The 25,476-nt window shown below is 36.4% G+C and carries 24 protein-coding genes, 1 other RNA gene and 2 pseudogenes; 5 read left to right on the top strand and 22 right to left on the bottom strand.

Going from position 1 to position 25,476, the window contains the following annotated elements; translation table 11 throughout:
• Positions 1–511 precede the first annotated feature (511 nt).
• Positions 512–874: a hypothetical protein gene (locus AB3H90_RS10580; RefSeq protein ID WP_010720718.1), complete on the bottom strand. Its 363-nt coding sequence runs from the start codon at positions 872–874 to the stop codon at positions 512–514.
• A 73-nt stretch (positions 875–947) separates the two neighbouring features.
• Positions 948–1,328: a CvfD/Ygs/GSP13 family RNA-binding post-transcriptional regulator gene (locus AB3H90_RS10575; protein ID WP_010720719.1), complete on the bottom strand. Its 381-nt coding sequence runs from the start codon at positions 1,326–1,328 to the stop codon at positions 948–950.
• Positions 1,329–1,419: 91 nt separating this feature from the next.
• On the opposite strand from AB3H90_RS10575, the gene AB3H90_RS10570 reads away from it, so the two are divergent.
• On the top strand, positions 1,420–2,586 hold the full coding sequence (locus tag AB3H90_RS10570; protein ID WP_010737204.1) for a MalY/PatB family protein: 1,167 nt from the start codon (positions 1,420–1,422) through the stop codon (positions 2,584–2,586).
• Positions 2,587–2,727: 141 nt separating this feature from the next.
• On the opposite strand, the gene AB3H90_RS10565 is transcribed toward AB3H90_RS10570, so the two are convergent.
• Positions 2,728–3,312 carry a peptidylprolyl isomerase gene (locus AB3H90_RS10565; protein WP_010720721.1) on the bottom strand — a complete coding sequence of 195 codons (585 nt, stop codon included), beginning with the start codon at positions 3,310–3,312 and terminating at the stop codon, positions 2,728–2,730.
• A gap of 327 nt (positions 3,313–3,639) precedes the next feature.
• Here AB3H90_RS10565 and AB3H90_RS10560 point away from each other — a divergent pair, with 327 nt between their 5' ends.
• Both AB3H90_RS10560 and AB3H90_RS10555 read left to right on the top strand, forming a co-directional pair.
• Positions 3,640–4,638 (top strand): NAD(P)/FAD-dependent oxidoreductase, encoded by a 999-nt coding sequence (locus AB3H90_RS10560; RefSeq protein ID WP_368016694.1) that lies wholly within the window; start codon positions 3,640–3,642, stop codon positions 4,636–4,638.
• Between the two features lie 120 nt (positions 4,639–4,758).
• Positions 4,759–5,268: a phosphatidylglycerophosphatase A gene (locus AB3H90_RS10555; protein ID WP_368016693.1), complete on the top strand. Its 510-nt coding sequence runs from the start codon at positions 4,759–4,761 to the stop codon at positions 5,266–5,268.
• A 332-nt stretch (positions 5,269–5,600) separates the two neighbouring features.
• On the opposite strand, the gene AB3H90_RS10550 is transcribed toward AB3H90_RS10555, so the two are convergent.
• The 10 genes and pseudogenes from AB3H90_RS10550 to tadA all read right to left on the bottom strand — a co-directional run bounded on the left by AB3H90_RS10550 (position 5,601) and on the right by tadA (position 13,841).
• Entirely contained in the window at positions 5,601–6,242 is a 642-nt protein-coding gene (locus AB3H90_RS10550; RefSeq protein WP_034700571.1) for a TIGR01906 family membrane protein, read from the bottom strand.
• Between the two features lies 1 nt (position 6,243).
• Entirely contained in the window at positions 6,244–7,008 is a 765-nt protein-coding gene (locus AB3H90_RS10545) for a TIGR01457 family HAD-type hydrolase (RefSeq protein WP_368016692.1), read from the bottom strand.
• 2 nt (positions 7,009–7,010) lie between these two features.
• Complete coding sequence (locus AB3H90_RS10540) at positions 7,011–7,670, bottom strand: YutD family protein (RefSeq protein WP_010720726.1); 660 nt, start codon at positions 7,668–7,670, stop codon at positions 7,011–7,013.
• 36 nt (positions 7,671–7,706) lie between these two features.
• Positions 7,707–9,092 carry a bifunctional metallophosphatase/5'-nucleotidase gene (locus AB3H90_RS10535; RefSeq protein ID WP_240273616.1) on the bottom strand — a complete coding sequence of 462 codons (1,386 nt, stop codon included), beginning with the start codon at positions 9,090–9,092 and terminating at the stop codon, positions 7,707–7,709.
• Positions 9,093–9,542: 450 nt separating this feature from the next.
• A pseudogene (locus AB3H90_RS10530) lies at positions 9,543–10,010 on the bottom strand (hypothetical protein); the annotation flags it as partial.
• A 660-nt stretch (positions 10,011–10,670) separates the two neighbouring features.
• A pseudogene (locus tag AB3H90_RS10525) lies at positions 10,671–11,474 on the bottom strand (phage tail tip lysozyme); the annotation flags it as partial.
• 293 nt (positions 11,475–11,767) lie between these two features.
• Complete coding sequence (locus tag AB3H90_RS10520) at positions 11,768–12,139, bottom strand: phage holin family protein (RefSeq protein ID WP_368016691.1); 372 nt, start codon at positions 12,137–12,139, stop codon at positions 11,768–11,770.
• Positions 12,140–12,572: 433 nt separating this feature from the next.
• Complete coding sequence (locus AB3H90_RS10515; protein WP_010720730.1) at positions 12,573–13,019, bottom strand: type II toxin-antitoxin system HicB family antitoxin; 447 nt, start codon at positions 13,017–13,019, stop codon at positions 12,573–12,575.
• A 205-nt stretch (positions 13,020–13,224) separates the two neighbouring features.
• An RNA gene (ffs, locus tag AB3H90_RS10510) (signal recognition particle sRNA small type) lies at positions 13,225–13,309 on the bottom strand.
• Between the two features lie 40 nt (positions 13,310–13,349).
• Positions 13,350–13,841, bottom strand: a complete 492-nt coding sequence (gene tadA, locus AB3H90_RS10505) for a tRNA adenosine(34) deaminase TadA (protein ID WP_249509796.1) — start codon at positions 13,839–13,841, stop codon at positions 13,350–13,352.
• Between the two features lie 108 nt (positions 13,842–13,949).
• Here tadA and AB3H90_RS10500 point away from each other — a divergent pair, with 108 nt between their 5' ends.
• Positions 13,950–14,810 carry a helix-turn-helix domain-containing protein gene (locus tag AB3H90_RS10500; RefSeq protein ID WP_368016690.1) on the top strand — a complete coding sequence of 287 codons (861 nt, stop codon included), beginning with the start codon at positions 13,950–13,952 and terminating at the stop codon, positions 14,808–14,810.
• Between the two features lie 106 nt (positions 14,811–14,916).
• Here AB3H90_RS10500 and AB3H90_RS10495 read toward each other — a convergent pair whose 3' ends face one another.
• Together AB3H90_RS10495 and AB3H90_RS10490 are read right to left on the bottom strand one after the other, a co-directional pair.
• A complete protein-coding gene (locus AB3H90_RS10495) occupies positions 14,917–15,252 on the bottom strand; it encodes a hypothetical protein (protein WP_368016689.1) in 336 nt (111 codons plus the stop codon).
• A 159-nt stretch (positions 15,253–15,411) separates the two neighbouring features.
• Entirely contained in the window at positions 15,412–15,954 is a 543-nt protein-coding gene (locus tag AB3H90_RS10490; RefSeq protein ID WP_368016688.1) for a TetR/AcrR family transcriptional regulator, read from the bottom strand.
• Positions 15,955–16,398: 444 nt separating this feature from the next.
• On the opposite strand from AB3H90_RS10490, the gene AB3H90_RS10485 reads away from it, so the two are divergent.
• The gene (locus tag AB3H90_RS10485; protein ID WP_368016687.1) at positions 16,399–17,862 is read left to right on the top strand and encodes a helix-turn-helix domain-containing protein; all 1,464 of its coding nucleotides are present in this window, start codon (positions 16,399–16,401) and stop codon (positions 17,860–17,862) included.
• 201 nt (positions 17,863–18,063) lie between these two features.
• On the opposite strand, the gene AB3H90_RS10480 is transcribed toward AB3H90_RS10485, so the two are convergent.
• From AB3H90_RS10480 to AB3H90_RS10450, 7 genes are all read right to left on the bottom strand, one after another.
• Complete coding sequence (locus AB3H90_RS10480) at positions 18,064–18,771, bottom strand: zinc metallopeptidase (RefSeq protein ID WP_010720736.1); 708 nt, start codon at positions 18,769–18,771, stop codon at positions 18,064–18,066.
• 77 nt (positions 18,772–18,848) lie between these two features.
• Positions 18,849–19,181 (bottom strand): zinc ribbon domain-containing protein YjdM, encoded by a 333-nt coding sequence (locus AB3H90_RS10475; protein ID WP_010720737.1) that lies wholly within the window; start codon positions 19,179–19,181, stop codon positions 18,849–18,851.
• 140 nt (positions 19,182–19,321) lie between these two features.
• A complete protein-coding gene (locus AB3H90_RS10470; RefSeq protein WP_010720738.1) occupies positions 19,322–20,272 on the bottom strand; it encodes a bifunctional oligoribonuclease/PAP phosphatase NrnA in 951 nt (316 codons plus the stop codon).
• Positions 20,273–20,286: 14 nt separating this feature from the next.
• Complete coding sequence (locus AB3H90_RS10465; RefSeq protein WP_010737191.1) at positions 20,287–21,618, bottom strand: DRTGG domain-containing protein; 1,332 nt, start codon at positions 21,616–21,618, stop codon at positions 20,287–20,289.
• A 9-nt stretch (positions 21,619–21,627) separates the two neighbouring features.
• Entirely contained in the window at positions 21,628–22,308 is a 681-nt protein-coding gene (locus AB3H90_RS10460) for a metal-dependent hydrolase (protein WP_010720740.1), read from the bottom strand.
• A 153-nt stretch (positions 22,309–22,461) separates the two neighbouring features.
• Positions 22,462–22,935 (bottom strand): YbaK/EbsC family protein, encoded by a 474-nt coding sequence (locus AB3H90_RS10455; RefSeq protein WP_096708778.1) that lies wholly within the window; start codon positions 22,933–22,935, stop codon positions 22,462–22,464.
• Between the two features lie 154 nt (positions 22,936–23,089).
• Positions 23,090–24,769: a ribonuclease J gene (locus tag AB3H90_RS10450; RefSeq protein ID WP_010720742.1), complete on the bottom strand. Its 1,680-nt coding sequence runs from the start codon at positions 24,767–24,769 to the stop codon at positions 23,090–23,092.
• Positions 24,770–25,476: the final 707 nt, after the last annotated feature.

Raw genomic sequence — 25,476 nt, 5'->3', positions numbered from 1 at the left:
CAACTTTTATATCATATCAGAGTGACGTTTGTTTGTCAACTCTTTTTTAAAAGTTTTTTAACTTCGTTTTTCAGAAGTGTTTCAGCAACTCATTTATCATAACTCGTCGTTTGTTATTTGTCAACAACTTTTTTGAAGTTTTTCTCGATAGAATCAAGCTTCGTAAGCTGTCGTTTTTAACGACTTAGTTATCTTATCATGTGTTTTTAGAAACGTCAAGAACTTTTCTGCTATTTTTTTAGAAAGTTTCATTACGCTGTTTCTTAAATCAACGTTAATAAATTTATCACGTAAACCAAGGTACGTCAACAAACATTTTCACTTAATTTTTCAAAAGAATATTCAAGCAAAAGATCATCATTCGCTTTTACTTCAAAAGAAGCATAAAAAAGTTTGCATTATCGAATATAATCCATGATAAACTGAACGTTTCATCCTTTAAAGAGGGCCGGTTACCATAAAAAAAGAAACTTGAATTTTTTTCAAGTTTCTTTTGGTGTCTAATTCTACATTAAAAGAAAGGAACTCCTTCCACTTCGTAAGTGCCAAGGACAGAGCGCATTTGATCTGGGTCTTCCCAAAGATAGCCTTTACCTAAGTCTTCACTTTGACTTTTTTGCTCAGTTTCAAAAACAAACAATGGAACATTTTCGTGATTAATATGTGTATTGGTCAACTCCATCAAATTAATTTTGCTAACATCAATATGAACGATTTCTTTTAAAAAGCTAAGTATGTTTGCTAACCCCGTCTTTTCTTCTGAAAGCTCTGCTAATGCAAACTCCAGCTTGTCATCAATTGAATGGACTAAAAATTTTTTTGATCCATCCTCCAAATGCAACATGATTGTACCAGCTACTTTTTTGCTTGCCAAAATTTCCACCTCGATCAACTTGTTCTGTGGTTTACATAAAAATTCTAGCACATTTTCAGAAAAAATACACTTTTTATTTCTTATTTTCTTTCTGTTCTAGTTCTTCTAGTGCTTCGTCCACCCATTTTGGTAGTTGTTCCGCAATCGTGGCAAACCCGATCTTTTTATTTTTATTCGTAAAGTATCTTTTCCTTCGATAAGGAATAACAGGGCTCTTCTTCTCCAACGTACGTAACGACAAACTAATTTTTTTTGAATATTCATCAATATCAATGATTTGAACAGTTACTGGTTGACCAACTTTTAACAATGTGTGAATACTTTTCGTGTAACCTGATTGTACTTCTGATACGTGAATCAAGCCTTGTGTTTCCTCGTCTAAAGACACAAATGCACCATAAGGCTGTATTCCAGTTATTTTTCCTTTAATTATTTGTCCAATTTTATATGTCATGTACTTCCCTCTCTTTGCATTTATCATTATACTGTAAATGATTTAAAAAAAGAAGTTTTGAAAATACTCAATAGAAAAAGGGGTCCTTTAGATGAGTGAATTTGACAAGAAAGTTTCAAGAAGACATACCGATAGCGTAAAATGGGATTCAATTAAAGAAACCTATCAAAGAGACGACTTATTGCCTTTATGGGTTGCAGACATGGATTTTTTATCACCTGTTGGAGTAAAAAAAGCTTTTGAAAATTATGTTTCTCAAGGTCTTTTTGGTTACTCTACCGTTTCAGAAAAATTATATCACGCAGTCATCAATTGGGAAAAACAACAGCATCAGGTATCTTTAACAAAAGAACACATTGTCTTTACTAGCGGTGTTTTATCTAGTTTAGCTGTTGCAATTCAAACTTTTACTGAACCAGGTGACAGTGTGTTGATCCATGACCCCGTTTACCCACCTTTTTCTGCAATCGTCGAGAGTAATCACCGTCAGCTTATACGGAGTCAATTAATTGAACAAAACAATAAATTCATGATGGACTTTCAAGATATGGAAAAAAAGATCGTTGAACAACAAGTAAAAGTGGTAATCCTTTGTAATCCCCACAATCCAGGGGGGCGTGTTTGGACTAAAGAAGAATTATCACAACTAAGCGAACTATGTTTGAAACACAAAGTGCTGCTTTTTAGTGATGAAATTCATCAAGACTTAGTTTTTTCAACGAACCATTTTAACTCGATGTTAACGATTGATGAAACCCTAAGTCAGTCTTTAATCACGTTTACTTCGGCAACCAAGACCTTTAATTTAGCAGCGATTAAAAACTCAATGGTGTTTATAAAAAATCCTAAATTAAAAGAACAATTTGAACAGCGGTTACTAATGAATCAGCAACAAGATATAAATACTTTTGGTCTAATCGGCACACAAGCTGCTTACGAAACGGGTAGAGAATGGCTTAGTCAACTGCTTCCTTATATAGAAAAAAACGCGGCCACTGCCACTTCTTTTTTTGAAAAACATTTACCTCAACTAGGTGTGATGACGATTGAAGGAACGTATTTGATGTGGTTAGATTTTTCTGCTTATGAAGCGAATGACGAGTTGCTAGAACAAACATTGATTACCAAAGGAAAAGTTGTTTTAAATCCTGGCATCTCATTTGGTCCTGCCGGTCATGCTCATATGCGATTGAATTTAGCTTGTCCGGAAGAAACACTACTAGATGGATTGATGCGGATAAAAAAAGCCTTCACATAAAAAACAAAAGCACTTTTGACGACTTTTAAACGAGGTTCTATTCTAATTAGAAATAAAATAAACCAACTGGGTCAATGATTGAAACCAGTTGGTTTATTTTGTGATTAGTTAATAATTAAAATGTCTTACTATTGCGAGTGATTATTCTGATACTTCAACTTTCTCGATCACTACATCATGTACTGGACGATCTTGTGGACCACGTTGTACGTTAGCAATTTCATCTACGGTAGTCATGCCATCAATCACATGACCAAATACAGTATGACGGAAATCTAGCCAAGGTGTCCCACCACCTTTGTATGCTTCGATGATTTCAGCCGGGAAGCCTGCACCTTCTAATTGATCTAGCATATTCGCTGGTACATTTTCATTATTCACGATAAAGAACTGGCTACCGTTTGTATTTGGTCCAGAGTTAGCCATCGATAACGCCCCACGTAAGTTGAACAACTCACGACTAAATTCATCTTCAAAACTTTCACCATAGATGCTTTCGCCACCCATACCTGTACCAGTTGGATCGCCACCTTGAATCATAAAATCAGGGATGACACGGTGGAAAATTACTCCGTCGTAATATCCTTTTTTAGCAAGTTCAATAAAATTTTTAACTGTTTTAGGCGCTAATTCTGGGAATAATTGGACCGTAATGTCACCACGGTTTGTTTTTATTACTGCCTTTGGTCCTTTTTCATTTTCTAAGCTTAATTGTGGGAATACCATATCTTTTTCCTCCTAAAAATTATTCCTTCATTGGTAATAATAACATATTCTCTCTATTCGCTGTTACATGAAACTTAAGAAAACAAAAAGACTCATCCTTATGTAAAAATGATTATATACTTTTTATCAAATGATAGATACTTTTCTGCGTTTCTCTGACTTAAAAAATAATCCACGAGTATTTTTAAATATGTGAATCAGTAGATTTCACGAGAGATCGTTTTCGCTTCTGCCCCAACCTCCTTAAGAATTAGAAATAAATCATTTGTTTGAGAAGTATTCTCAATTAAATTCTGCTATAGTGTGGGTATGAGGAGGAAGTTTTCTATGGAAATCTATGATATTACAATTATCGGTGCAGGACCAGTAGGGATGTTTGCAGCGTTTTACGCAGGTATGCGTCAAGCAAAAACTAAGATCATTGACAGTTTACCTCAACTAGGTGGGCAATTAGCAACGCTTTACCCAGAAAAATATATTTATGATATTCCCGGCTATCCCGCCGTGAAAGCCAGTGACTTAGTAGCAAATCTGGAAAAACAGTTAACCACATTCAATCACTCTTTTCATTTGAATGAGGAAGTTCTTTCTATTACTAAAGAAGATGAAATAATTGAGATCACAACTACTAAAGGAATCCACTATTCAAAAGCAGTCATTTTGACTTTAGGAAGCGGTTCTTTTCAACCTAGAAAATTAAATGTACCAGAAGCAACAACTTATGAGCATCACGGTCTCGATTATTTTGTGAACGATTTAATGAAATATGCTGGTAAAAAAGTAGCAATTGCAGGTGGTGGTGATTCAGCAATTGATTGGGCGTTGATGCTAGAACCGATTGCGAGTGAAGTTTATCTTATCCATCGCCGGCCAGAATTTAGAGCTCATGAGCATAGTGTAAACTTATTGAAAGCTTCATCAGTCAATCTTTTAACTCCCTATCTCATTGATGAATTATCTGGAGAAAATGGGGAATTGACCGCTGTTCGCTTAAAACAGGTAAAAAGCGAGGAAACAATTGAATTGCTGATTGATTCATTGATTGTTAATTATGGGTTCACCTCAAATCTAGAACATCTTTCAACATGGGGACTTGAAAGTACCAGAAATGCAATTTCAGTAAACTCAGATATGTCAACCTCGATACCAGGCGTTTATGCTGCTGGCGATATCTGTTCTTACAAAGGAAAAGTAAAATTGATCGCTACTGGATTTGGCGAAGCACCTACAGCTGTCAATAATGCATTACACTTTATTAACCCTAAAGAACGCACACAACCTGGACATAGCACCAGTTTATATGATAAAAAAGTTCCTCCGAAATAGGATAGCTTGTATGATTTTTGACCATTTTGTCCAAAGCAGAGGAGACAACATTTGTTTCTTGCTTTTTTATTTGGTAGGCTAACAATATAGTTGATTCACAGAAGCAAAAGGAGGAAGAAAATGGTTATCAAAACTGAAATGCTAGAAGAAAAAGCACGTGAATTGCTCAATGAGCGTGGAGTAACCCTTGAAGACATTGCTGAGCTAGTGATGTTTTTACAAAAAGATTACATTACTGATCTTACTTTAGCAGATTGTATCCAAAGTGTTCACGCTGTCTTAACCAAACGTGAAGTCCATAACGCGATCATAACTGGGGTTCAATTAGATATTTTAGCAGAAGAAAATAAATTGATGTCACCGCTCCAACATATCATTGAAGATGATGAAGGACTGTATGGGATCGATGAAATACTAGCCTTATCAATTGTAAATGTCTATGGGACAATCGGTTTCACTAATTATGGCTATATCGATAAAGTAAAGCCTGGTATTTTACAAAAATTAAATAGCCATGACGGAAAAAATGTGCATACTTTCTTGGATGACATCGTGGGTGCAATCGCTGCCTCTGCTGCCAGTCGTCTTGCTCACCAAGAGCCAGAAAAACGCAGTCGTTTGACTCAATAAGAGGTTGTGAAAGAAGCGATCAGCTCCGAGCGAATAAGAGAGGATTTTTTAAAATAGCTTCTCATATTTTAGAAAATCATCGCTTATTGCTGAGGAGTTGCTTCTTGAACACCGTGAATCAGAGGTTGTGAAAAGAGCGACTTGTCCTGAGTATTAAGGATGAAAATCTCGAAACAGCTTTTCATGTTTTGAGATTTTTTGACTTAATACCGAAGGACAGCTCTTTGAACACCGTTTAAAGCAAAAACCCGAGACAATCTCCTTGTCTCGGGCTTTTTTTATTCTGTTGAAACAAAATAGGCATTATGATTTGTTCTATTCTATGTTTGATTTTAACTTCTTTTTAGCTCTCTTTTTCCAATGATCACAAAAAAAGCAAAAAAGAGTTCAATTAAAATAAAAAATAAAATAAAACTATGCATAAAAAATTGTTCTGGTAAGACGTTAATGATTGGATCGGTTGTCGGATCAAACAGCCAATCGTCGTTGTTAAAAAATGTTTCATGGAACAAGATAAAAAAGCGATCAAATCCTACCAACATAAAAAAACCAAAAACAATCGGTACGAGCATTCCAATCTTAAACGGTTGAACTAAACGCCAAAAACGCTTATGACGTTTCAGATAAAAGAGATAGTAGATACTAGGTATCAACGTCAACAGCAGCACAAAATAGTTAAGTAAAAAAAGTTTTTTGACTTCATAAAAATGATGTGCCCCGCTTGCAGAAATAGGAAAATTTTGCAAACTTAATTCCTTCTGAAAAGGATTATTTAAATAAGCCATTAATTGATCAAAATTTTTCAATAAAGTTTCTTGATCAAGCGTAGTATGATCCAATATGTTGAGATATTTGATGTCTAGTTCGTAGAGAAAGCGAAAATTGATTGTTATCGCGATCGCCAGACTGATCAGCATGAAGAATAGACAAACCAAACCAGCATATTCTCCCCACACCCATTTTGTTTTTCTCATTCTAGAAACTCCACTCATCTAACGAACGGAGAACGTGTGTAGCAGGTACCGGTAATAAAGGTACATCCTCAGCTTTCGTAAATCCTGAGAGCACCAACAACGTATCAATCCCATTTCGAATCCCTGCTTGGATGTCTGTTTCATAGTTGTCTCCAACCATGATGACATCTGCTTTCATTAAACCTAATTTTTCTACCGCCTTATCCATAATGATCGCTTCTGGTTTGCCAATATAAATTGGTGGCGTCTGCGTAGCTGTTTCCACAAACGAAATAACCGATCCTGCACCTGGCAGCAACCCACGCTCAGTTGGAATATTTTTATCTGGATTTGTTCCAATAAATGTTGCCCCTTTTTGGATCGCAAGAGTCGCTTTGACTACTTTTTCATACGTCAGATAATTATCTAGACCGACTACTACATAATCGGGATTTTCTTCGTCCCAGACAAATCCTGCTTCTAAAATCAAATCGATCAAACCAGCTTCACCTATGGCATAAAACGTGTTTCCTTTCCCGGCAGCGTGCATAAAATCGATCGTTGCTAAAGAAGCTGTATAAACAGTTTCTGGGCTAACGTGTATATCAAATTCATCTGCCAAGCGATTTGCTACTGCCTGTGGACTTTTTGTGGTGTTATTCGTAACAAACAGAAAAGGCTGTTTTTTTGCCTGAAGAGCCTCCACAAAACGTTTCCCAGCAGGTATAGGTTCAGTCCCCCGATAAATCGTTCCATCTAAATCAATCAAATATCCTTTATAATCCATCTTTACTCTTCCCTTTGTCTTATCGTAAAATTAGTGTTGGCTTTTGGTTTAGTTGATGTTTTTTCAGTCTTTTTTTGTTCTGTTTTTCTTTTTTTGATGACCGGTTTTTTGTGATTTGAAGAAACGGGTCCTTTTTTCTCATCAATGTACGCACGATGTTGGTTTTGATTTTTCTTTTTTCTTCGGCGAGGAGTATTTTTTTCCTTCTTACCTCCGATTTGTTCAATCACAAAATAAGCGCAACCAAAATTACAATACTCATACAAATAATCTTCCAAAGCATCAATTCGTTGGTCGGGATGAGCACGTCTGTTATCTACTCGGAAAAATCCTTTTAATCTTAATTGTTCATAGCCCCAGTCACCAACGATATAGTCATAACGCGACAAGACTTCACTATATCTTTCGCCAAGTTTTTCTGGATTGAACCCCTCTCGATGATCCTTTACTAGGCGATAGTGCTGTTCGCCAATCAAAAAATTCTTCTCATCGATGAAAGTAATGATTTCTCCTTTTACTTTCTCCGGTTTGGGTTCTTCGATAATTTCTTCTAACACGGCGGTGATTTCTTCTGTCACCGTATGGTCCTCGACATTTTTCGCTGTCTGTTTTTCTTTTGTTTTAGCTTCAACGGCGTGTTGCTCTTTTTGTTTTGCCGACATGCTTTCACCACCTATCGTTCCTATTATACCTTGTTTTTATTTTATTGGATAGTGAGCATTTAAGTATTCCCCTACTACGCTACGAATAAATTCCGGAAATAAAAATTCATTTTCACCAGCAATCTCAATCGTTGGAAAGAAAGGTACAAACATAAAATGATCCACTGTTGTAAATGTATATCGACGCTCGTTATCTATCGGCTGATTCAGCCAGTGAACTTGATGATTCACTGCATCATAAGAGATCCCACTATAAACCACTTGTCCAAAAATTTTTCCCCGAAATCCCATACCTCTGATTGGGTAATTGCGTAAAAAGGCACGATTTTTTTCGATTTCTAATACCAATCGAATCAAATCACTTCCTTTAAGTGTGACATTCAGTAAATGCATTGGATGAGGTAATGCCGTATGCAGTTGATCCTGATTGATCAACCCTGCTGGTAATCCAGTTAAAAACAACCCACTATTTAGCATTGCGCCTTGTGTTTGCCCACGATACTTGACTGCTTCTAACGCCTCATAGATAAAAGAATGTTCTGCAAAAATATCTACTGATAAATCATAAGGTAACTTGGCTACTTTTTTTGCCGCTAATAGTTCGTGCCCTTTAGTTAAATAATCTTGGCTTTCCTGCTCATCTTCAATAAACGTCGTCATCGTTTCTGTTGGGATAGCCCGAGCTGATTTTTGGATGATGTTTTTATGCTCATCAACGGTGAGGTGAACCTCTCCAACGTATTGTCCATATTTTCCCGCTGCTGCAAGCTGAACACCATTAACGATTTGACCATCAATCAGCAAATGATGCGTATGTGAGCCTAAGATTACATCGATTGACGGAAGTTCTTGGGCAATCTGACGATCGTCTTGGATACCTAGATGGCTCATCAATACCAAGATGTCTACTTTTGGTCTTAGTTCTTCCACCAATTCAGGTAAAATATCATAAGGGTTTCTGATATCCCAACCATTTGGACTATATGTTAAGGGAAAAGGAGCCGTCAAAGCCAGTAAGCCGATTTTAGTCTGTTGAGGAGTTTCAATGATCTTATACTTTTTTGCCCATTTCGGCGGTTGCAACAGATGTTTATCAAACAAATTATCCAATAAAATATCAAAGTTTGCCTGATCATAAAGATGATTCAATTGATCCTTGGCATTACCCACGCCTTCATTATTACCTATCGTCACAGCATCATAGCCTACGTTATTCATTAGTTCAACATTGGCTTGTCCATCGGTTGCTTCTGATAGCGGGTGCCAGCGATCAACAAAGTCACCTAAATCAACAGTGATGGTCGTGGTATTTTCTTTTTTTTCGTTTTCACGCTTTTTTTGCTCAATAAACCTTCTGATTTTAGGCCAGTTTTCTAGATGCGAGTGTAAATCATTCGTATGTAATAGAACTATTTTTTCCATCTTATTCTTTCGCCTCACTTTTCTTTATCATACCATAGGCTTTTTCTTTGTTCACTTTGAAAGATTTTAAAGAAAATCAAATTCCTCCGCTGTGAATAGACCCCATTCTAAACGTTAGCCTTGTGGATAATATCGGATTAAGCTAATAATCAGTCTATCCCTAACTAGCGATTTAGGGTAGAAAAGTAATGAAAAAATACGTTACAGCAAAACATGATCAATAGACATAATTCTATTGGCATTGCCCATTCATTCGTCAGCTAACTTTCAATCAAATCGACAGAAATAAGCCGTAGAATTTCCAATATACGCAGGACGAATGTCGGAATTCTTCGGCTTATTTCTTAAAACTAACTCTTCTATCACTACTTCTTCAGTAATAATCAAGTAGTAATCAAGTAGCAATCAGTTTCTCATTTTTCTCTTTTCAGACAACTAATTGAAGTTTTTTTAATCAAAAAATTGATTAGATGCAGCTATCCCGATTTGTAGACGATCCAATGGTTCGCCAAACATTCCTGCCCAGCCATCATAGCCAGCGATAGAGGTGCCATCATCACAACATACTCCTAGCCAACCAGCTCGGGCGGTCGTTTGAGAACGGTAGTAGGCTTGCGATAATGTCTTACCTGTAGGTGTTGTATAGTAAAGTTGCACACCATCGATGGCTTCACCAGGATTTCCTGCACATCCATTGACCATATCATTTGGATCACCTTTGCTGACCCAATCTAACCAACCACTTTTTACTGTATGGACTCGATAACGAATCGTTCCCGCATCTACTTTGATATAAAGCATGTCATGTTGATTATTTGGCAATCCTGAAAAACCATTGGAATCTACATCATTGAAATTGGTAATTTCTCCTAACCAACTTCCGCCCAAAACACGTAACCCATAGTGAACATTGGTAGAAAAACTTCCCCCATTATTTACCCCTGGTGAATAAGTAAATAAAGGATTGGATTTCGCAATCCCGATTTGCAGACGGTCTAGCGGTTCGCCAAACATCCCCGTCCAACCATCATAACCGACGATCGATGTTCCATCATCGCAACAAGTTTGTAACCAGTCAGCACGAGCGGTCGTTTGTGAACGGTAATATGCTTGTGAATAAGTTTCTCCAGCAGGTGTTGTGTAATAAATTTGTACACCATCAATCGCTTCTCCAGGATTCCCTGCACATCCATTGACCATGTCATTTGGATCACCTTTACTAACCCAATCTAACCAACCGCTTGTCATCGTGTGTACTCGATAACGTAATGTTCCTTTATCAACCTTGATGTATAGCATATCGTGTTGATGATTCGGTAATCCTGAAAAACCATTAGAATCTGAATTGTTAAAGTTAGTGATTTCTCCTAACCAAGCTCCCCCCAACACTCGTAAACTATAATGAACATTTGTCGAAAATGAAGGTGGCGTTGGGTCATTAGTCATTCCTGTTGAACTTGATTGATTAAAACCGCCAGAAAAACGCCAAACTTCATAATAATGAAACCCATTTGCAACGATATAATTTTTATCAAAACGTAATTCTTGAATCGCAGTATTTTTTTCTCCTTGCGTATAGTAACAAGTTGAAGTGATGTTTTTACCACCACCAGTAATCACACCTGTATGTCCAATCGCACCACCTGAATCAGCCATCGAGAACCCACCAGAAAGTAAAACAATATCCTCATCTTTCAGCTGAGAGAGATTGGAAGCGTTTGAATTTCCGACTAAAACTAATATATAACCACATCTTTGGAGATAACCACCAAGGGTAACCGTATTATATAAATAGCTATAAGGAATTCCAGAGCTGTCTTTGACTGCTTGAGTAATACTTCCAGAACAATCTGCCGTTCCATCTGTACCGTTTCTTGAGCCAGTCATGGAATAGGTTATCTGTCCACGATGTTTATTGAACCAATCCACGACTTTTGTTCGGTTTAATTGTTGGTACCAGTATCTAGCTTGTTGCGCTCTTGCTGGTTGGTTTGCATTTGCCGGTCTTTCATAATATTGAATGAAAATATTCGCCAGTTCTTCTGGAGATTTGTTACTTGTCTTAAATTGTTGAAACGTCATAGATATATTATAAAATTGTTGATTGTTTGCTACCTCCCACTCAATACGTTTGCATTGAGAAATGACGTCTTTGTAATTTAATCCATTCGCATTTGCCCAATTGATATATTTAGATGCTGGTGTCCATTGCACTAGTCCGTATCCACCAGACATATTTCCGACAATGTCGCTCTCCCATCGGTCGGCAATAATGCCACTTTCTGATTGCATGTTCCCTAATAATCCAGCAACTGCGGTTTTTGACCAACCTTGACTGACCAAGTAATCCCAAATTGTTTTTGCTGTTTCAAATTGTCCCATAATAGTTGTTCGCTCCTTACTTTCAATCATTTTTTCATATTAGTTGCGCCTTTAAATGTACACAGTTTATTACTTACTGTTATCTTTCATCCTCCTATAAAATTATTTTGATCATTTGATTCGAATCACATAGATATGTGAGCTATTTTAGTGATTTGTGACAGAAAAAATAAAATCTTTCACTTTTTTCTAAAAAGCTGTGCCTAGGTTGCTTTGTTAGTAAATAAAAAAGTCATTATCACGTAGTATCTCGGTAAATTCACTTTGATCCTTCCTAATCGTTCTCTGTTTCGTTATTGTTTTGGTTTCATTTTGTCTTGAATTGATTTTAAAATCCCCTCAAAATAAGTCGTTACTTCTGACTCAGCAATATTGGTCAAAATGCTCCCAATCTCAGTGAAAATCAGGCAAGTCGTAAAAACCTTTACTAACGTAAATTCAAAATGAACGCCGTTTTGGATCAACACAAAATCAACGACTCCCGTCAGGATCAATAACACAAAATGACTGAGTTTTTTCCAAAGTCCTCGCCAACTTAGCGTTGAATACCAAACATGATTGACTTTTGCTTTGAGCCAACCTGTTATGAGATCTAATAGAACCACTAGAAAAAAACTGTGAATTAATGCTTGATCACTAGTAAAGACTTTCGTTAATGCCGTCATACTAACACCTCCTTTTAAACGTAATGACTGCGAAAGAAATGCCCTCCATAACAGACATTAGTTTGCAGTTTTGAGTCCCTTGCTTTTAGCTTTCATCATTTGTTTGATACACTATTCTTCTTTTTACATTGTCAGACCTTCCTTTCACTACTTTGCTAAAGATTTTTGTTTCCATTTAGATATGTTGGAAAATAATAAAATTTGTGACAAAAAAAAGAATCATTTGAGCAAAATCACTCAAATGATTCTTTCAACTTTTCACTGTTCTTAAGTCAATTTATTCGTTCACTATTAAATTTAGAGCTGTCATTTTATCAAGTTCTCTGCTTATTCAAAAAAAGAATTTTACAAAATATTCGTTGTGAATATTTGTAAAATCCATATTTTGGACTAAAGTTAAATTTTATTCCAGGCTTTTTTCTTGTCATTTATTTTAATTATTTTTTACTTCTTCTGCTTTCTTTAAAATCGCATGTGTCAATGTTTCAGAAAAATTGATCTTCAATTCTTTGCCTAATTTATCTGCCCACTTAGGAATAGACACATTTTTACGTTCTCTCTTTTCCATGTCCAGATACTCTTTTATATTAACTGAAACAAGCGTGACAAATGAATCCTCTTTATTGTATGTATTCGTCTGCTCAAAAGGGAAATAGTTTTCTACATTAATATTGTTTACACTTGAGCTAGACGGCAATTTATTTTCTTCCTCAATATAATAAGACAATTGTAGCCCAAGATAGTCACTAGCCATCTGCATACCGTCGTTTATATCATTTGCTTGTGTTCCGTTTCCATCAATATCAGGAAAATGTATAAAATAGTATGGTTCTTTATCATCGGTCATTAAATAAAAAACAGCTGGATACGTTAATACCATCAATATGTACCTCTTTCGATTATTTATTTTTAGGTCATTGGTATGAAACTGTATCTTTCTACCAATAACAATTATACTCTCTATAGCTATTTACTTCTCTATAAAATACAAATAAAGTACCTAAAAAACTAAAGAGGCTCTGGTTCATTAGACAAAAAAAACGTAACAAGTAGTAAAGTACCACCTATCACGCTTTTAAGATTCGTTTTAATCAGACACATGGCGGATCCTGCTTAGTGCTGCTTCCTTCCAGATCTGACACGCTTCACAAGCCCGCCATTGTCCTAGCCTTTCGGCAAATAATAGTATACCTGATTTTTTTTTATTTGGCTAGCCTTTTTTTAATTTCTTTTTTCTTAAGCGCAACTCTCTAAAAAAATCCGTTAAAAGTTGGCCACATTCCGTTTCCAAAACGCCTCCTACTACATGGGATTGGTGGTTAAAGCGTTCATCTGTCAACAAATTCATTAATGTTCCCGCTGTTCCGCCCTTTGGATCATAAGCACCGAAGTATACTTCTTTGACTCGAGATAAAATCATCGCACCGCTACACATAGGACAAGGCTCGAGCGTCACATATAATTGGGCTTCTTCTAAACGCCAACTTCCAACATTTTGACAAGCTTCACGGATCGCAATCATTTCCGCATGCGTGGTTGCGTCTTGCGTGGTTTCTCTTAAATTATAGCCTCTTCCAATTATTTCATCATTTAAAACAACAATAGCCCCAATTGGTACTTCCGCTAATTGTTGGGCTTTCTGAGCTTCTTCAATGGCTAAACGCATCCATTTTTCATGTTTTTCATTATCGATTTCCTTCATTTCCAATCGATCCCCTACTTTTCGTTTTCTTGCTTAACTTTAGCATAAGTCAAAAAGGTTGTAACTAGCTTTTTGTCTTATGGTAAAATAAAACATGAGGTGACTTTGATGGACTTGACAAAACTGATAACACTTTATCCTAATGCACAGAAAAAAAATTCCCCTGCTTCCGATAAAGGAATTCTCTCTTTAGCAATTGATGATTATTTTTTATGGATCGATCAATCGACGATTTCGACACAAGAAACAAATCTTTTGAAAGCGTTATTCCCTGTAGCTACTGTCGAAGAGAATCATCCGTGGTATCATTATCTATTTGAAAATAAACCGCTAGTAGCAGAAGAAAGCTTTCGCATGATTCAATTTCACATTGATCCAAGAGGAGAATTTCTTAAGCGCCAATGGCAAGAAACAATCGGTGAAATGTTTTTCCACTTAGAAGATTTTTTCTTTTATACAGAAACCGATGCTGTACTGATTGAAAAAAAATATCCTAGTTATCTAGAAATTTCTGAGCTAAGAGGTATTTTTCTTTCATTAGATGCAGACTTTGAAATTACTACCCAAGTATTTATTGGCTCATTTCATTTGCCTTCTCCCAATTTTTCAGAACTGTTTTTTGAAGAGCGGAAAATATTTTTTGAAGAAAAAAAGCACTTTGCTTTACATGGTGGCGCAATCTCATTATCGGAGGTGGCTTTACATCATTATACGAAAGGAACAATGAACAACAATCAGTTAATTGCAAGTTATCAGGAGATGGTCAAACGGACAGAAATGGAAGAGATCATTTCAGTGTTATGGAAAAATTTAGGTAATATTAGTTCGACAGCTAAATCACTCTTTCTTCATCGAAATACATTGAAATACAAAATCGAAAAATTCCAAGAACAAACTGGGTTCAACTTAAAAGAAGCAAATGATTTACTGTTTTGTCATTTGCTCTTACTGCAAGAACAAACACATTGAACACAAAAAGCGAAAGTATTCGTTCATGAGACAAACCAATAAGGTTTGTCCCATTTTCTAATACTTTCGCTCTTTTTGTACTTTTAACTTTACTTTTTTTGTTGCATCACATGATTTTATCAACGTAATGGAGTAAACGGTCTTTCACATCTTCCGTTGATCCTTTTAGAGAATCTCCGTAGACAGAAATTTTCTTTTTGCCTGACTTGATCTTCGCCAGGATTCCCATCAAAGAATCTAAATCACTATCCGATAAATGTTCAACGATATCTAGTAGCTTTTCGTTTCCATCAAATGTCTCATTAACGAACTTTTTTACTTTTGCCCGGTTCGTCAAATGATGGATTTTTTCAATGACTTTTCCCGAAACAACTACTGCTGTCGTTACGCTTGCTGCTGCTGCGACACCTAATCCAATTGTTACTTTTGTTGATGTTTTCATCATTATCAGCTCCTTTTATCTATATTAATCATAGCATAGATAAAAAGATAAACGAACTATTTACCCTTTTTCACTTTCAATATCGCCGAAAGATAAAACGCTACCACCAATTTTTCTGATCATCTATATGAAAGGACGCTTCAGCATCGTTTCATCCATTTACTTAGGGGAATATTCAATATTTGTTAATACTTCAGGCAAGTTCTCTTCCAACTCAGCCAATTTATTCCAAATCAATGTCATTGTTTCAAAAAATTCATGAGAAGATCGATCTGAGTTCAAACTGCCTAATGCATTGAGCCAAAGTAATTCTAATAAGTAAGGCTCTTTGATCCCAGTATGTTCTTTGACATATTCTGAAAACGCACGTTTAAATAAGGAAGCCATATCTAACTCAGACTTAATCACTACTCCACGAATGCTTTCATGGATTGAAAAGAACTCTTTTAGTAGATGGACGATACTGAAGAAATCATCAATGACATATTCTGATAAATAGAGATCAAAACAGATCGTTATTTCTTCAAGTATTTTTTCTTTTAATATACGTATTGATTTAAAGTGGGCATAAATCGGATAAGTGGAACAGCCACAAAAAGAAGCTAAACTCCTAGCTGTTATCTTTGATAAGCCATTTTCTTCAGCATATACCATACTTTTAAAGAGTAAATACTCTTTGCTAAAATTTGTTACTCTACTCATACAATTCTTCCTTTCTCACTTTTGATCATTTTTTTTAAAAAGACATTATTTTTAGTCATCTCTAAATTAAAGGCATTATTATTTAGAGGACAGTACTAACCCCCCATTAAAAATAACAACATAACATCAAAAAAATATATTTAGGTACAATTTCAACAAGAAGCTTATTTTATTAATAACTTTCTTCAGTACTCAAAACCCAACATAACAAAATCAGCTAAATAACAATGTTTTTGTTATATAAATTGATTATTTAATCTGTTATAACTTGACAAAATGAGCGAAAAAAACAACAATAGAATAAACGATTGTTATATACCATTTAAATAACAACATGTACATACAACAACTACTACTATGTGAGAATAACATACATTAAAAACTCTTTCCACTCACAGTTTATGTCCTCCCATGGACAAAAAATAAAAGGAAAAGGAGCCACTTATGTTAACGGACGCAAAAAAGAAAGAATTGTTAGTATTCTATACCATTGTTCAAACCAATAAATGTTCCTTACGTGAATTATCTCAGGTTCTATCAATCCCTAAGAGAACGATCAAAGAAATCATCCGCAAATTAAACGGGACTATTTTTCAACAACTAAGTATCCCTAGATTCATTTACTCAACTGCCAAAGGCGAATTGAAATTAGATTCACAACATAAAGATGAAAAAATGGCGATCTTTCATTATATAAAATTGTTTTTCCTACGCGAATCAAATCGTTTTAATTTTTTATTGTTACTTTTTGATTCGCCACACAGCCGTGTTTCAAAAAAAATATTATTGGAAAAGTTGTACATATCTCCTTCTTATTTAGAAAAACTAACTAATCAATTAAACAAATCACTTAAAAAGTTCCATCTGCAAATCATCTCTCGCCAAAATTGTTACATTTTGAAAGGCGATGAATTATCGATTAGAATTTATATGTATTTCTTTTTTTCTGATGCTTTTCAGGGGATTGATTGGCCTTTGACAAATATGAAACTTTCCCAAGTAAAGCATACTCATTTATCCAATGAGCTTTTGATGACCAAGAAAACATCAAAGATACAAGAAAAAGTTTACTTATTAGTGGCAATCTTTTTAATGCGATCTGCTCATCATCAATTACCAGATGCTAGCCTCTTAGAAAGCTATGAAACAATGAAAATTTTAACTTCTACAAAAGATTTTAGCGGCGAATTGAAAAAACAATTGTCCCAATCCTTGCCTGAAAGTCTTGTCCAAAATGAAGTACTATACTTTAATTTTTTACTTTGCTATTTTTTTCCTAACCTCATTCCCGAACAACAAAAAACACTCTTTGGCTATGAGTTTTCTAAAAGTAATCATTCGCTTTATCGACAAGTTTCTTTTCTGATCAAAAAAATAGCTGAGTCATTCCCTTCGATATCTGCTGGTGAAAAGAAATATTATTACCATTATTTGATTATGATGCTGACGACGTTTATTTTTTTATTCCAAGAAAAAATCGATTACTTCCATGCACTTTATTATCCTTCTGAAAATATGAAAATCGATGCCTCGGATCAACGATTAAAAAAAATACAAATGATCATCGCTGACACGTTTACTTCTCAACCAAGCCAAAATTTACTGCACGAACATCTTAGTCGCCTGATCTATACACTTTTAAAATCGGAAGAAAATAAAAAATTAGCGATACATCTACAGATAAGCAAGGTCTTTTCGGGAAACTACCACATCGAAAAATTATTAAAAAATATTTTTAATCATCAGTTTTTACAAATCACCGAAAACCCTGAAGAAGCTGATTTAATCGTCACTGATTGGTTCGATACCCAACAACAAACGGCAGATATCTTTTATCTTGACCCTGAACGTGAAGATGAACTTTGGCTCCATTTATTCCATCTGATACAAAGACTCCACCAAAAATAATCCTTTTGTTTCCTTAAGCTGGAAAATAGCTGAAACAAGCCAAAAAAGTATAGGACAACCTGTTGTCCTATACTTAACTATTATCTTGATAGATAAACCTATCTTATTCAACTCTTCACGTTTGAACCAGGTCAAAGCGGTTTAACGATAATTACTTACGATTTTTCATTGCTAGTAAGGACCTTAATAATGTCCCATGTACTAGTCTCTACGATTACCACCGAATAATAAGATCAAACGAAGCAATTGTAAGAAAGTGGCAAGTGCTGCAGCTACGTATGTCAATGCTGCGGCAAAGAGTACGTGTCTAGCCATTGGTACTTCTTCTGCTGTCAGAAGACCACCTTCGCTTAGAATTTGAATGGCTCGTCTGGATGCATTAAATTCGACTGGTAATGTAACTAGCTGAAACAAAAGCGCAAGTGAAAAAGCAAAAATACCGATGTTGATCAATGTATCATTCCAGCTCAGTAAAACACCAATCAAAATCAATGGAAATGAAATCATCGAACCAAAATTAGCCACTGGAACCAGTGCGGCACGAATCTTTAGTGGCGCATAACCAACAGCATCTTGTACCGCATGCCCACATTCATGGGCAGCAACACCAATTGCAGCTACCGAAGTAGACTGTGCCGTTGCTTGTGATAAGCTCAACATTTTATTTCCTGAATTATAATTATCGGTCAAATCTCCTGCAATTTGTTGGACACCGACATCATTAATTTGTTGACTTTGTAAAATGTATTGCGCTGCTTGAGTACCCGTCACGTTATTCTTACTTCTGATTTTGTCATATTTACGAAAAGTACTGTTCACATAAGCTGAGGCAATACCGGAAATAACTAATCCGATGATCACTAACAAAAATGTAGGATCAAAAAAGCCATACATGCCATATCCATACATGATAAATCCACTCCTTTTTATTTTAACTTATTTTACCATGAGTGATCTAAAAAGAAGGTGAAAATACCTTGAGTGTATTAGAGCTTTTTAACAAATTCTGATTTTAATTTCATCGGTCCAAATCCATCGACTTTACAATCAATGTTATGGTCGCCTTCCACTAGACGAATATTTTTCACTTTTGTTCCTTGTTTGATGGCACCAGATGCACCTTTCACTTTTAAATCTTTGATCACTGTCACACTATCGCCTTCTGCCAAAGGATTACCATTAGCATCAAGAACGATCAAGCCATCTACTTGGTCCTGTTCTTCATTTGTCCATTCATTTGCACATTCAGGACAAATAAATAATCCTCGATCTTCGTAAGTGTATTCAGAGCCACATTGTGGGCAGTTTGGTAATGTCATCTTCTTTCTCCTTTAAAAATAGCGTTGAGCATTATTGTAACGGATAACGTGTCTTTTGAAAAGAGAGACTTGTGATTTTTAAAACAAAGTTTAGTAAAAATCATTTTTACAACGAACACCTCTCTCTTCTAAAATAGTTACTATCTTTGATACGCATGACAAATCTCTTTGATTTCGTCATAAATTTCTGCCACTTCCGCTAAATCTTTCGCACTTGCACCACTTGCAAGCGGGTGGCCACCACCATGATGCTTTTTCGCTAATTCATTAATGATCGGGCCTTTCGAACGTAACCGTACACGGTAATATCCTTCAGGTTGTTGCACAAAGATTCCCCAAGCTAATACCTCATCAATGACACCAGGCAAGGAAACAACAGCTGCTGTTTCAGAATCATCAATTCCGTATTGCGAAAGGAGTTCTTGTGATAAAATCACTTTTCCTGCGCCATTTTCATCAACCTGGATATTTTGGTATAAATAACCTGAAAGTTTAGCAACTTTCATCGGCATTTGTTCAATTTCACGATTCAATGCACTGGCATCAAAAGGATAACGTCTTAAATCTGCTGCAATTTCCAACGTCCTGGCGGTTGTAGCTGGATATAGGAAGCGTCCTGTATCTCCTACAATCCCAGCATAAAGCAAACGCGCTGCACTGGTATTCAACGTTAACTCATTTGGAAACATGAGGGCAAACTCCGTAATCATCTCACTACAACTGCTGGCTTTCGTATCGACCCAGACTAGATCACCATACGGTTCATCATTTGGATGATGATCAATTTTTATCAATTTCTCACCTAACTTAAAACGATCATCACTGATTCTAGGTGCATTTGCTGTATCAGTGACGATGACCAAAGCTCCTTCATACACTTGATCATCAACTATTTGCATTTCTGCTAAAAAGCGCAAGCCCTCCACAGTTTCCCCGACTTGGTAAATTTCTTTTTGAGGAAACGTTGCTCTTAAAATCTCTGCTAAACCTACTTGAGAACCTAAAGCATCTGGGTCAGGACGTTGATGTCGATGGATGATGATTCGATCATATGTTTTTATTTCTGCTAAAATTTCAGATTGGACAGTCATTATTTCCCTGCTTTCTATGAACGTTCCATTACTTGGCAAACAACGATTGCCTTGGAAACGATCGTATTTTCGATATATACTTCAATGTCTAGTTTGGCTGATCTCCGACCAATTTCAAGCACTCTCGGACGAATATCCAATTCGCTTTCAAGTTGGATTAAACGTAGATAATGGAGACTCATCTGTTCGATCATGATATTTCTGCGTTGATTTAATACCATGGTTTTTTGTGCAACATCAGAAAGGATCTCACTTAATACACCAAATGAAATCGTACCGACCCCATTGACCATTTGAGGGGTAACCATAAATTTAAACTTTGGATTTGCCAAAAGATTCCCGTCTCGGTCTCGATCGATCGTTTGGATTCCTCCTGAGATTTGGTCAGAGATCGTATCTGCAATTTGCGGTTGTCGCTGAACTAACTGCATGGCTTTCATCACATCTTGCCGAGTAATCAGCCCTTCAAGTGTCAAATCATCCGAAACGACTGGCATGACTTCTAAACCATCCCAGATCATTTGATGGCTAACAGAAGCAACACTCATGGTTTTTTTCACACTGATCGGGTCTTTTGTCATGACCCGCTCAATTACTTGTGTATCTGCTTTACCAAGTACATCTTTAGCAGTAATAATTCCCATCAAGCGCATGTGACGGTTCACTACTGGAAATCGTGAATGGTGCGTTTCCTCTGATAGTTTTTGATAATCGGCGATCGTATCTGTTTGTAGCAGGTAGTGTGTCTTTTCTGCTGACATATAGATATCACTGACAAGCATAATGTCTTTTTTAATCAATTGATCACTCAAAGCACGGTTGATCATCGTTGCTACGGTAAAGGTATCATAAGTCGTACGAAGAATCGGCATCGCTAATTCGTCTGCTAAGCGAGCAATCTCGGGGGTAGTGTCAAATCCACCAGTAATCAGCACGGCGGCTCCATCTTCTAAAGCTAATTTTTGAACTTCCGAGCGGTTACCGACGATCATCAGTGATCCTGGTGTGATATAGCGTTCCATCGCATGTTTCGTCATCGCACCGATCACAAATTTATTCAATACTTTGTCTAATCCTGTTGCGCCTCCCAATACATCTCCTTCAATGATCCTGACGACTTCCCCAAACGTCAGTCGTTCAATATGTTTTTTCAATTTCCGCTCAATCCGGATTGTTCCGACACGTTGGATCGTTGAAACTAATCCGATATTTTCAGCATCCTTGATGGCACGATAGGCCGTTCCTTCACTTACGTTTAATTCTTTTGCTATACTTCTGACTGAAATACGATTTCCAACCGGTAAGCTTTCGATATATTCTAAAATCAAGTCATGTTTCGTCGCCATATCTTTAACCTACACTTCCAGCGTTTCAGAAACGCTCATTATTTTTCCTTCGTTCCCTGCCAACTTCTCAATAAATAGTTGAGGGTCTTGTTGGATAACAGGAAATGTATTGTAATGGATAGGAACGACTAGCTTAGCGCCAATCCGTTTTGCTGCTCTCGCTGCATCTTCTGGTCCCATTGTAAAATTATCACCAATTGGTAAAAAGGCAACGTCAATGGTAAATTGTTCGGCAAGTAAAGCCAAATCACTAAAATCAGCGGTATCTCCTGCGTGATAGATCGTTTTTCCTTCCGCTTGGATCACAATCCCACTAGGTTCGCCCATATAAAGCGGTGTGCCAGCTACCTCATAACTTGAGCTGTGCTGAGCAGGAACAAATTTTACGATCCCAAATGGAAATTCATATTTTCCACCAATATTCATCCCATGTCCTTTGGCACCTAACTGTTCCGCATAATTTGTAATCTCAACAATGCTGATAATCGTTGCATCATTTTGTTTAGCAATCGGCACCATGTCTCCTACATGATCGTTGTGCCCATGAGTAACTAAAACCCAGTCTACTTCTACCTTATCCACTGTTAAATCTGTTAACGGATTGCCTGTAATAAACGGGTCGATAATCAAGCGTTCACCATTTTTCATTTCGATCGACACACATGAATGTCCGTGATAAGTAATTTTCACTTTTCTCACTCCTTTTACTTTCTTTCATACATTAAATAAACCGATTTCATTTAGAGAATAATCCTAAATAATAGTACAGTACATACGTAATCATTGTAACAGATAATACAGTTTGTACCAAGTGGCAAATCAGCTCAAACCACTCTAAGTACGCTACTCCACTAACTCTGCATACGTAAAAGGAACTATTTTTTCGAAGTCTGTTCTAGCGATCTTAATGCTTCTGCCAATTTCGCCACTTGACATGACCAACATTTGTTTTTCTTTGAAAGATGCATCAACTAAAAAAAGATAATCTGGGTGTTTACGATAAATGCCGATCGGTGTATTTGCACCATGTGGATAACCAGTAGATGCCATCACAAAATCCATTCCGGGAAAACCGACTTTGTGATCACCAGAAATTTTCCTGGTTTTTTTGTAATCTAAATGTTCCGACAATGGAACAACGGCAATGATTACACCTGTTTTATCCCCTTTCAAAACTAATGTTTTACAAACACTGTTTTGATCAATCTGTTTTCGCTTGAGTATTTTTTGAAAATCATTCAATTCTGTCTGATTAAATGTCAGAGCTTCGTAAGAAATTCTTTCTTTTTCTAAATATTCTTCTACTTTTGTTTTCATCTACTATCTTCCTTCCATTTCCATCTCTTTTATTTTACAAAAAAATAGAAAAAAAAGAACGAGCAAGAACTTTGGTTCAACTGATACAAAAAATGGTATGGAAAAGTCGCCTCTTTAAAAGATTACGACCTTTTCCACACCATTATTGTTTCAATTATTTTTTGCCTCTACGTTGTGTTGCTTCCATGATCACTGGTAAAATCACTGGACGACGTTTTGTTTGTTCAAATAGGTAGCGTCCTAATTGATCTCGAATGTCTTGTTTTAATTTACTCCATTCAAAGTCGTTACTTTCCAAGTGTTTTTCCACGATTTCTTCGATCATCGTCCCACTTTCTTTCATCAAATCACGACTAGCTTTGACATAAACGAAACCGCGAGATGTGATTTGTGGTTTTGAGACAATTTTCTTTTCACGGCGACTAATAGTAACTACAGCTACAAAAATACCATCTTCTGACAAGATTTTACGGTCACGTAACACAATATTACCAATATCACCAATTCCTAAACCATCGATCATCACATTTTCAGCACTGATCGTTCCAGCGACACTCATCCGTTTATTTTTATATTCCAACACATCACCACGTCCTGTGATGTAAATGTTTTTGTAAGGGATCCCGACGGCATGAGCTAAATCAGCATGAGCAGCTAATTCACGATATTCACCTTGAACAGGAATAAAATAAGTTGGTCTCATCAAATTAAGCATCAACTGAAGATCGTTAGGGTTCGCATGTCCAGACACTCGCATGTTCTCAGAGATCAATTTGACCGTACCACCTGCACGATAAATGATATCTTCTGTTTTAGCTACCATCGTTTCCATCGCAATACTTGGAGTAGTTGTGATATAGACTAAGTCGCCTTCTTCGATTTTGATATTACGGTGGGTTTTATTGGCCATTTTTTGCAATGACTTAATTGGTTCACCCATCCGTCCAGTTTCTAAAATGATGATTTCTTCTGGTTTGTATTTCTTCATGTCCTTCAAGGTCACAAGCAAATCTTCACTCGGAAGTTGTAGTTTTTCCAGACGCATTGCTGTTCGGATGATCCGTTCAAAATCTTGCCCTGTCAATACTACTTTTCTTTGTGCCTTTTCGGCTGCATCCAAGACTTGTTGAACCCGCTGTAGATTACTTGCCACACAAGCAACGATGATTCTACCTTCCCAATACTTGATCGTATCGAAGACTTCATCCGCAATCTGTAGCTCTGATGCTACAGGAACTGAGTTTTCAGCGTTCGCTGATTCACTAAGTAATGCCAATACGCCTTCTTTACCGATTTCTGCCAAACGAGCATAATCAGTTTGATACATTGGAATAGCTGTCTGATCGAATTTAAAATCGCCTGTGTAAACGATACTGCCCTCTTTGGTTTTCAAGTTGATCCCGACTGAGTCTGGAATCGTGTGGGTGGTTCGGAAAAAGCTGACGATCGTCTCGCCAAAATCAATCTCCGTGTGTTCATCGACTACATGGAAATCTTTGAACCCTTTCGCTGCATCATTTCGTCCCACACTCAATTTAGCAAGCTCGATCGTTAACTCGGTTCCAAATACTGGTACAGAGAGCTTAGAAAGTAAATAAGGTAACGCTCCGATCGCATCTGCATGTCCATGTGTCAAAAAGACTCCCGCTACCCGATCAATGTTTTCTTCCAGATACGTAAAGTCAGGAATGACTACATCAATACCTAACAATTCGTTTTCAGGATATTTTAAACCACAGTCTAAAACAAAAATATCTTCTCCCACTTCAGCGATGTACATATTTTTTCCATTTTCACGTACGCCGCCTAAAGGGATAATTTTAATGGTACTCACAAATTTCACCTCTTCTTATGATGTCCAAGTTTAAAGACATCGATTCTCTTCTTTAACTAAATAGATGATTCATCTCAATGAGCAACTCACAAAATTTTAGCTGACTTCTTCTATTGCTTAGCAAGAAAAAGCAGCTGATTGACAGTCCTCTTGTTTATCTTCTGCCATTTTTGAATAAGTTTCATTAAAGCGATGAATCGATTATTTTTAACACAAAAGTCGAAAGCAATGGATTCGACTACTCCCCATCATTATACAACAAATTAGATAAATCGCTAGCATCTGCTATTTTCAAGAAAAAAAGCCTGGTTTTATAAAGCACAACCAATCTTGCCTCAAGTCGTTGATTAAAACAGTCTCAATTTAACAAACTGTCTACTTTTATCCGTTCTTCTGTTACAAACATACTCCGTCTATTTTACCATATTTTTAGGAATAACTATAGTAGGATTTTCGATCTCAATAAAAGCTTTCTTACTACCAATCACTTCAAAGCTCTATTAAGTTCATTGACTTATAATTATACTTATCATAATTCGAGAGAGTACATCGATAGATTTGCTGGAACGCATACTAAAAAAAGACGGTAGAATTGGTATCGTGGCGCACCTCAAAAGTTCGTTTACTAACTATAAGAGGTGCAAAACACAATAAACCAAATCTATCGTCTTTTACAATCAATCTTCCTTAAGAACTCGCTTTGGACA

The sequence above is a fragment of the Enterococcus sp. C63 genome (assembly GCF_040887215.1).
GTDB classification, from domain to species: domain Bacteria; phylum Bacillota; class Bacilli; order Lactobacillales; family Enterococcaceae; genus Enterococcus_B; species Enterococcus_B hirae.
This window is presented reverse-complemented; position numbering and strand designations above follow the sequence as displayed.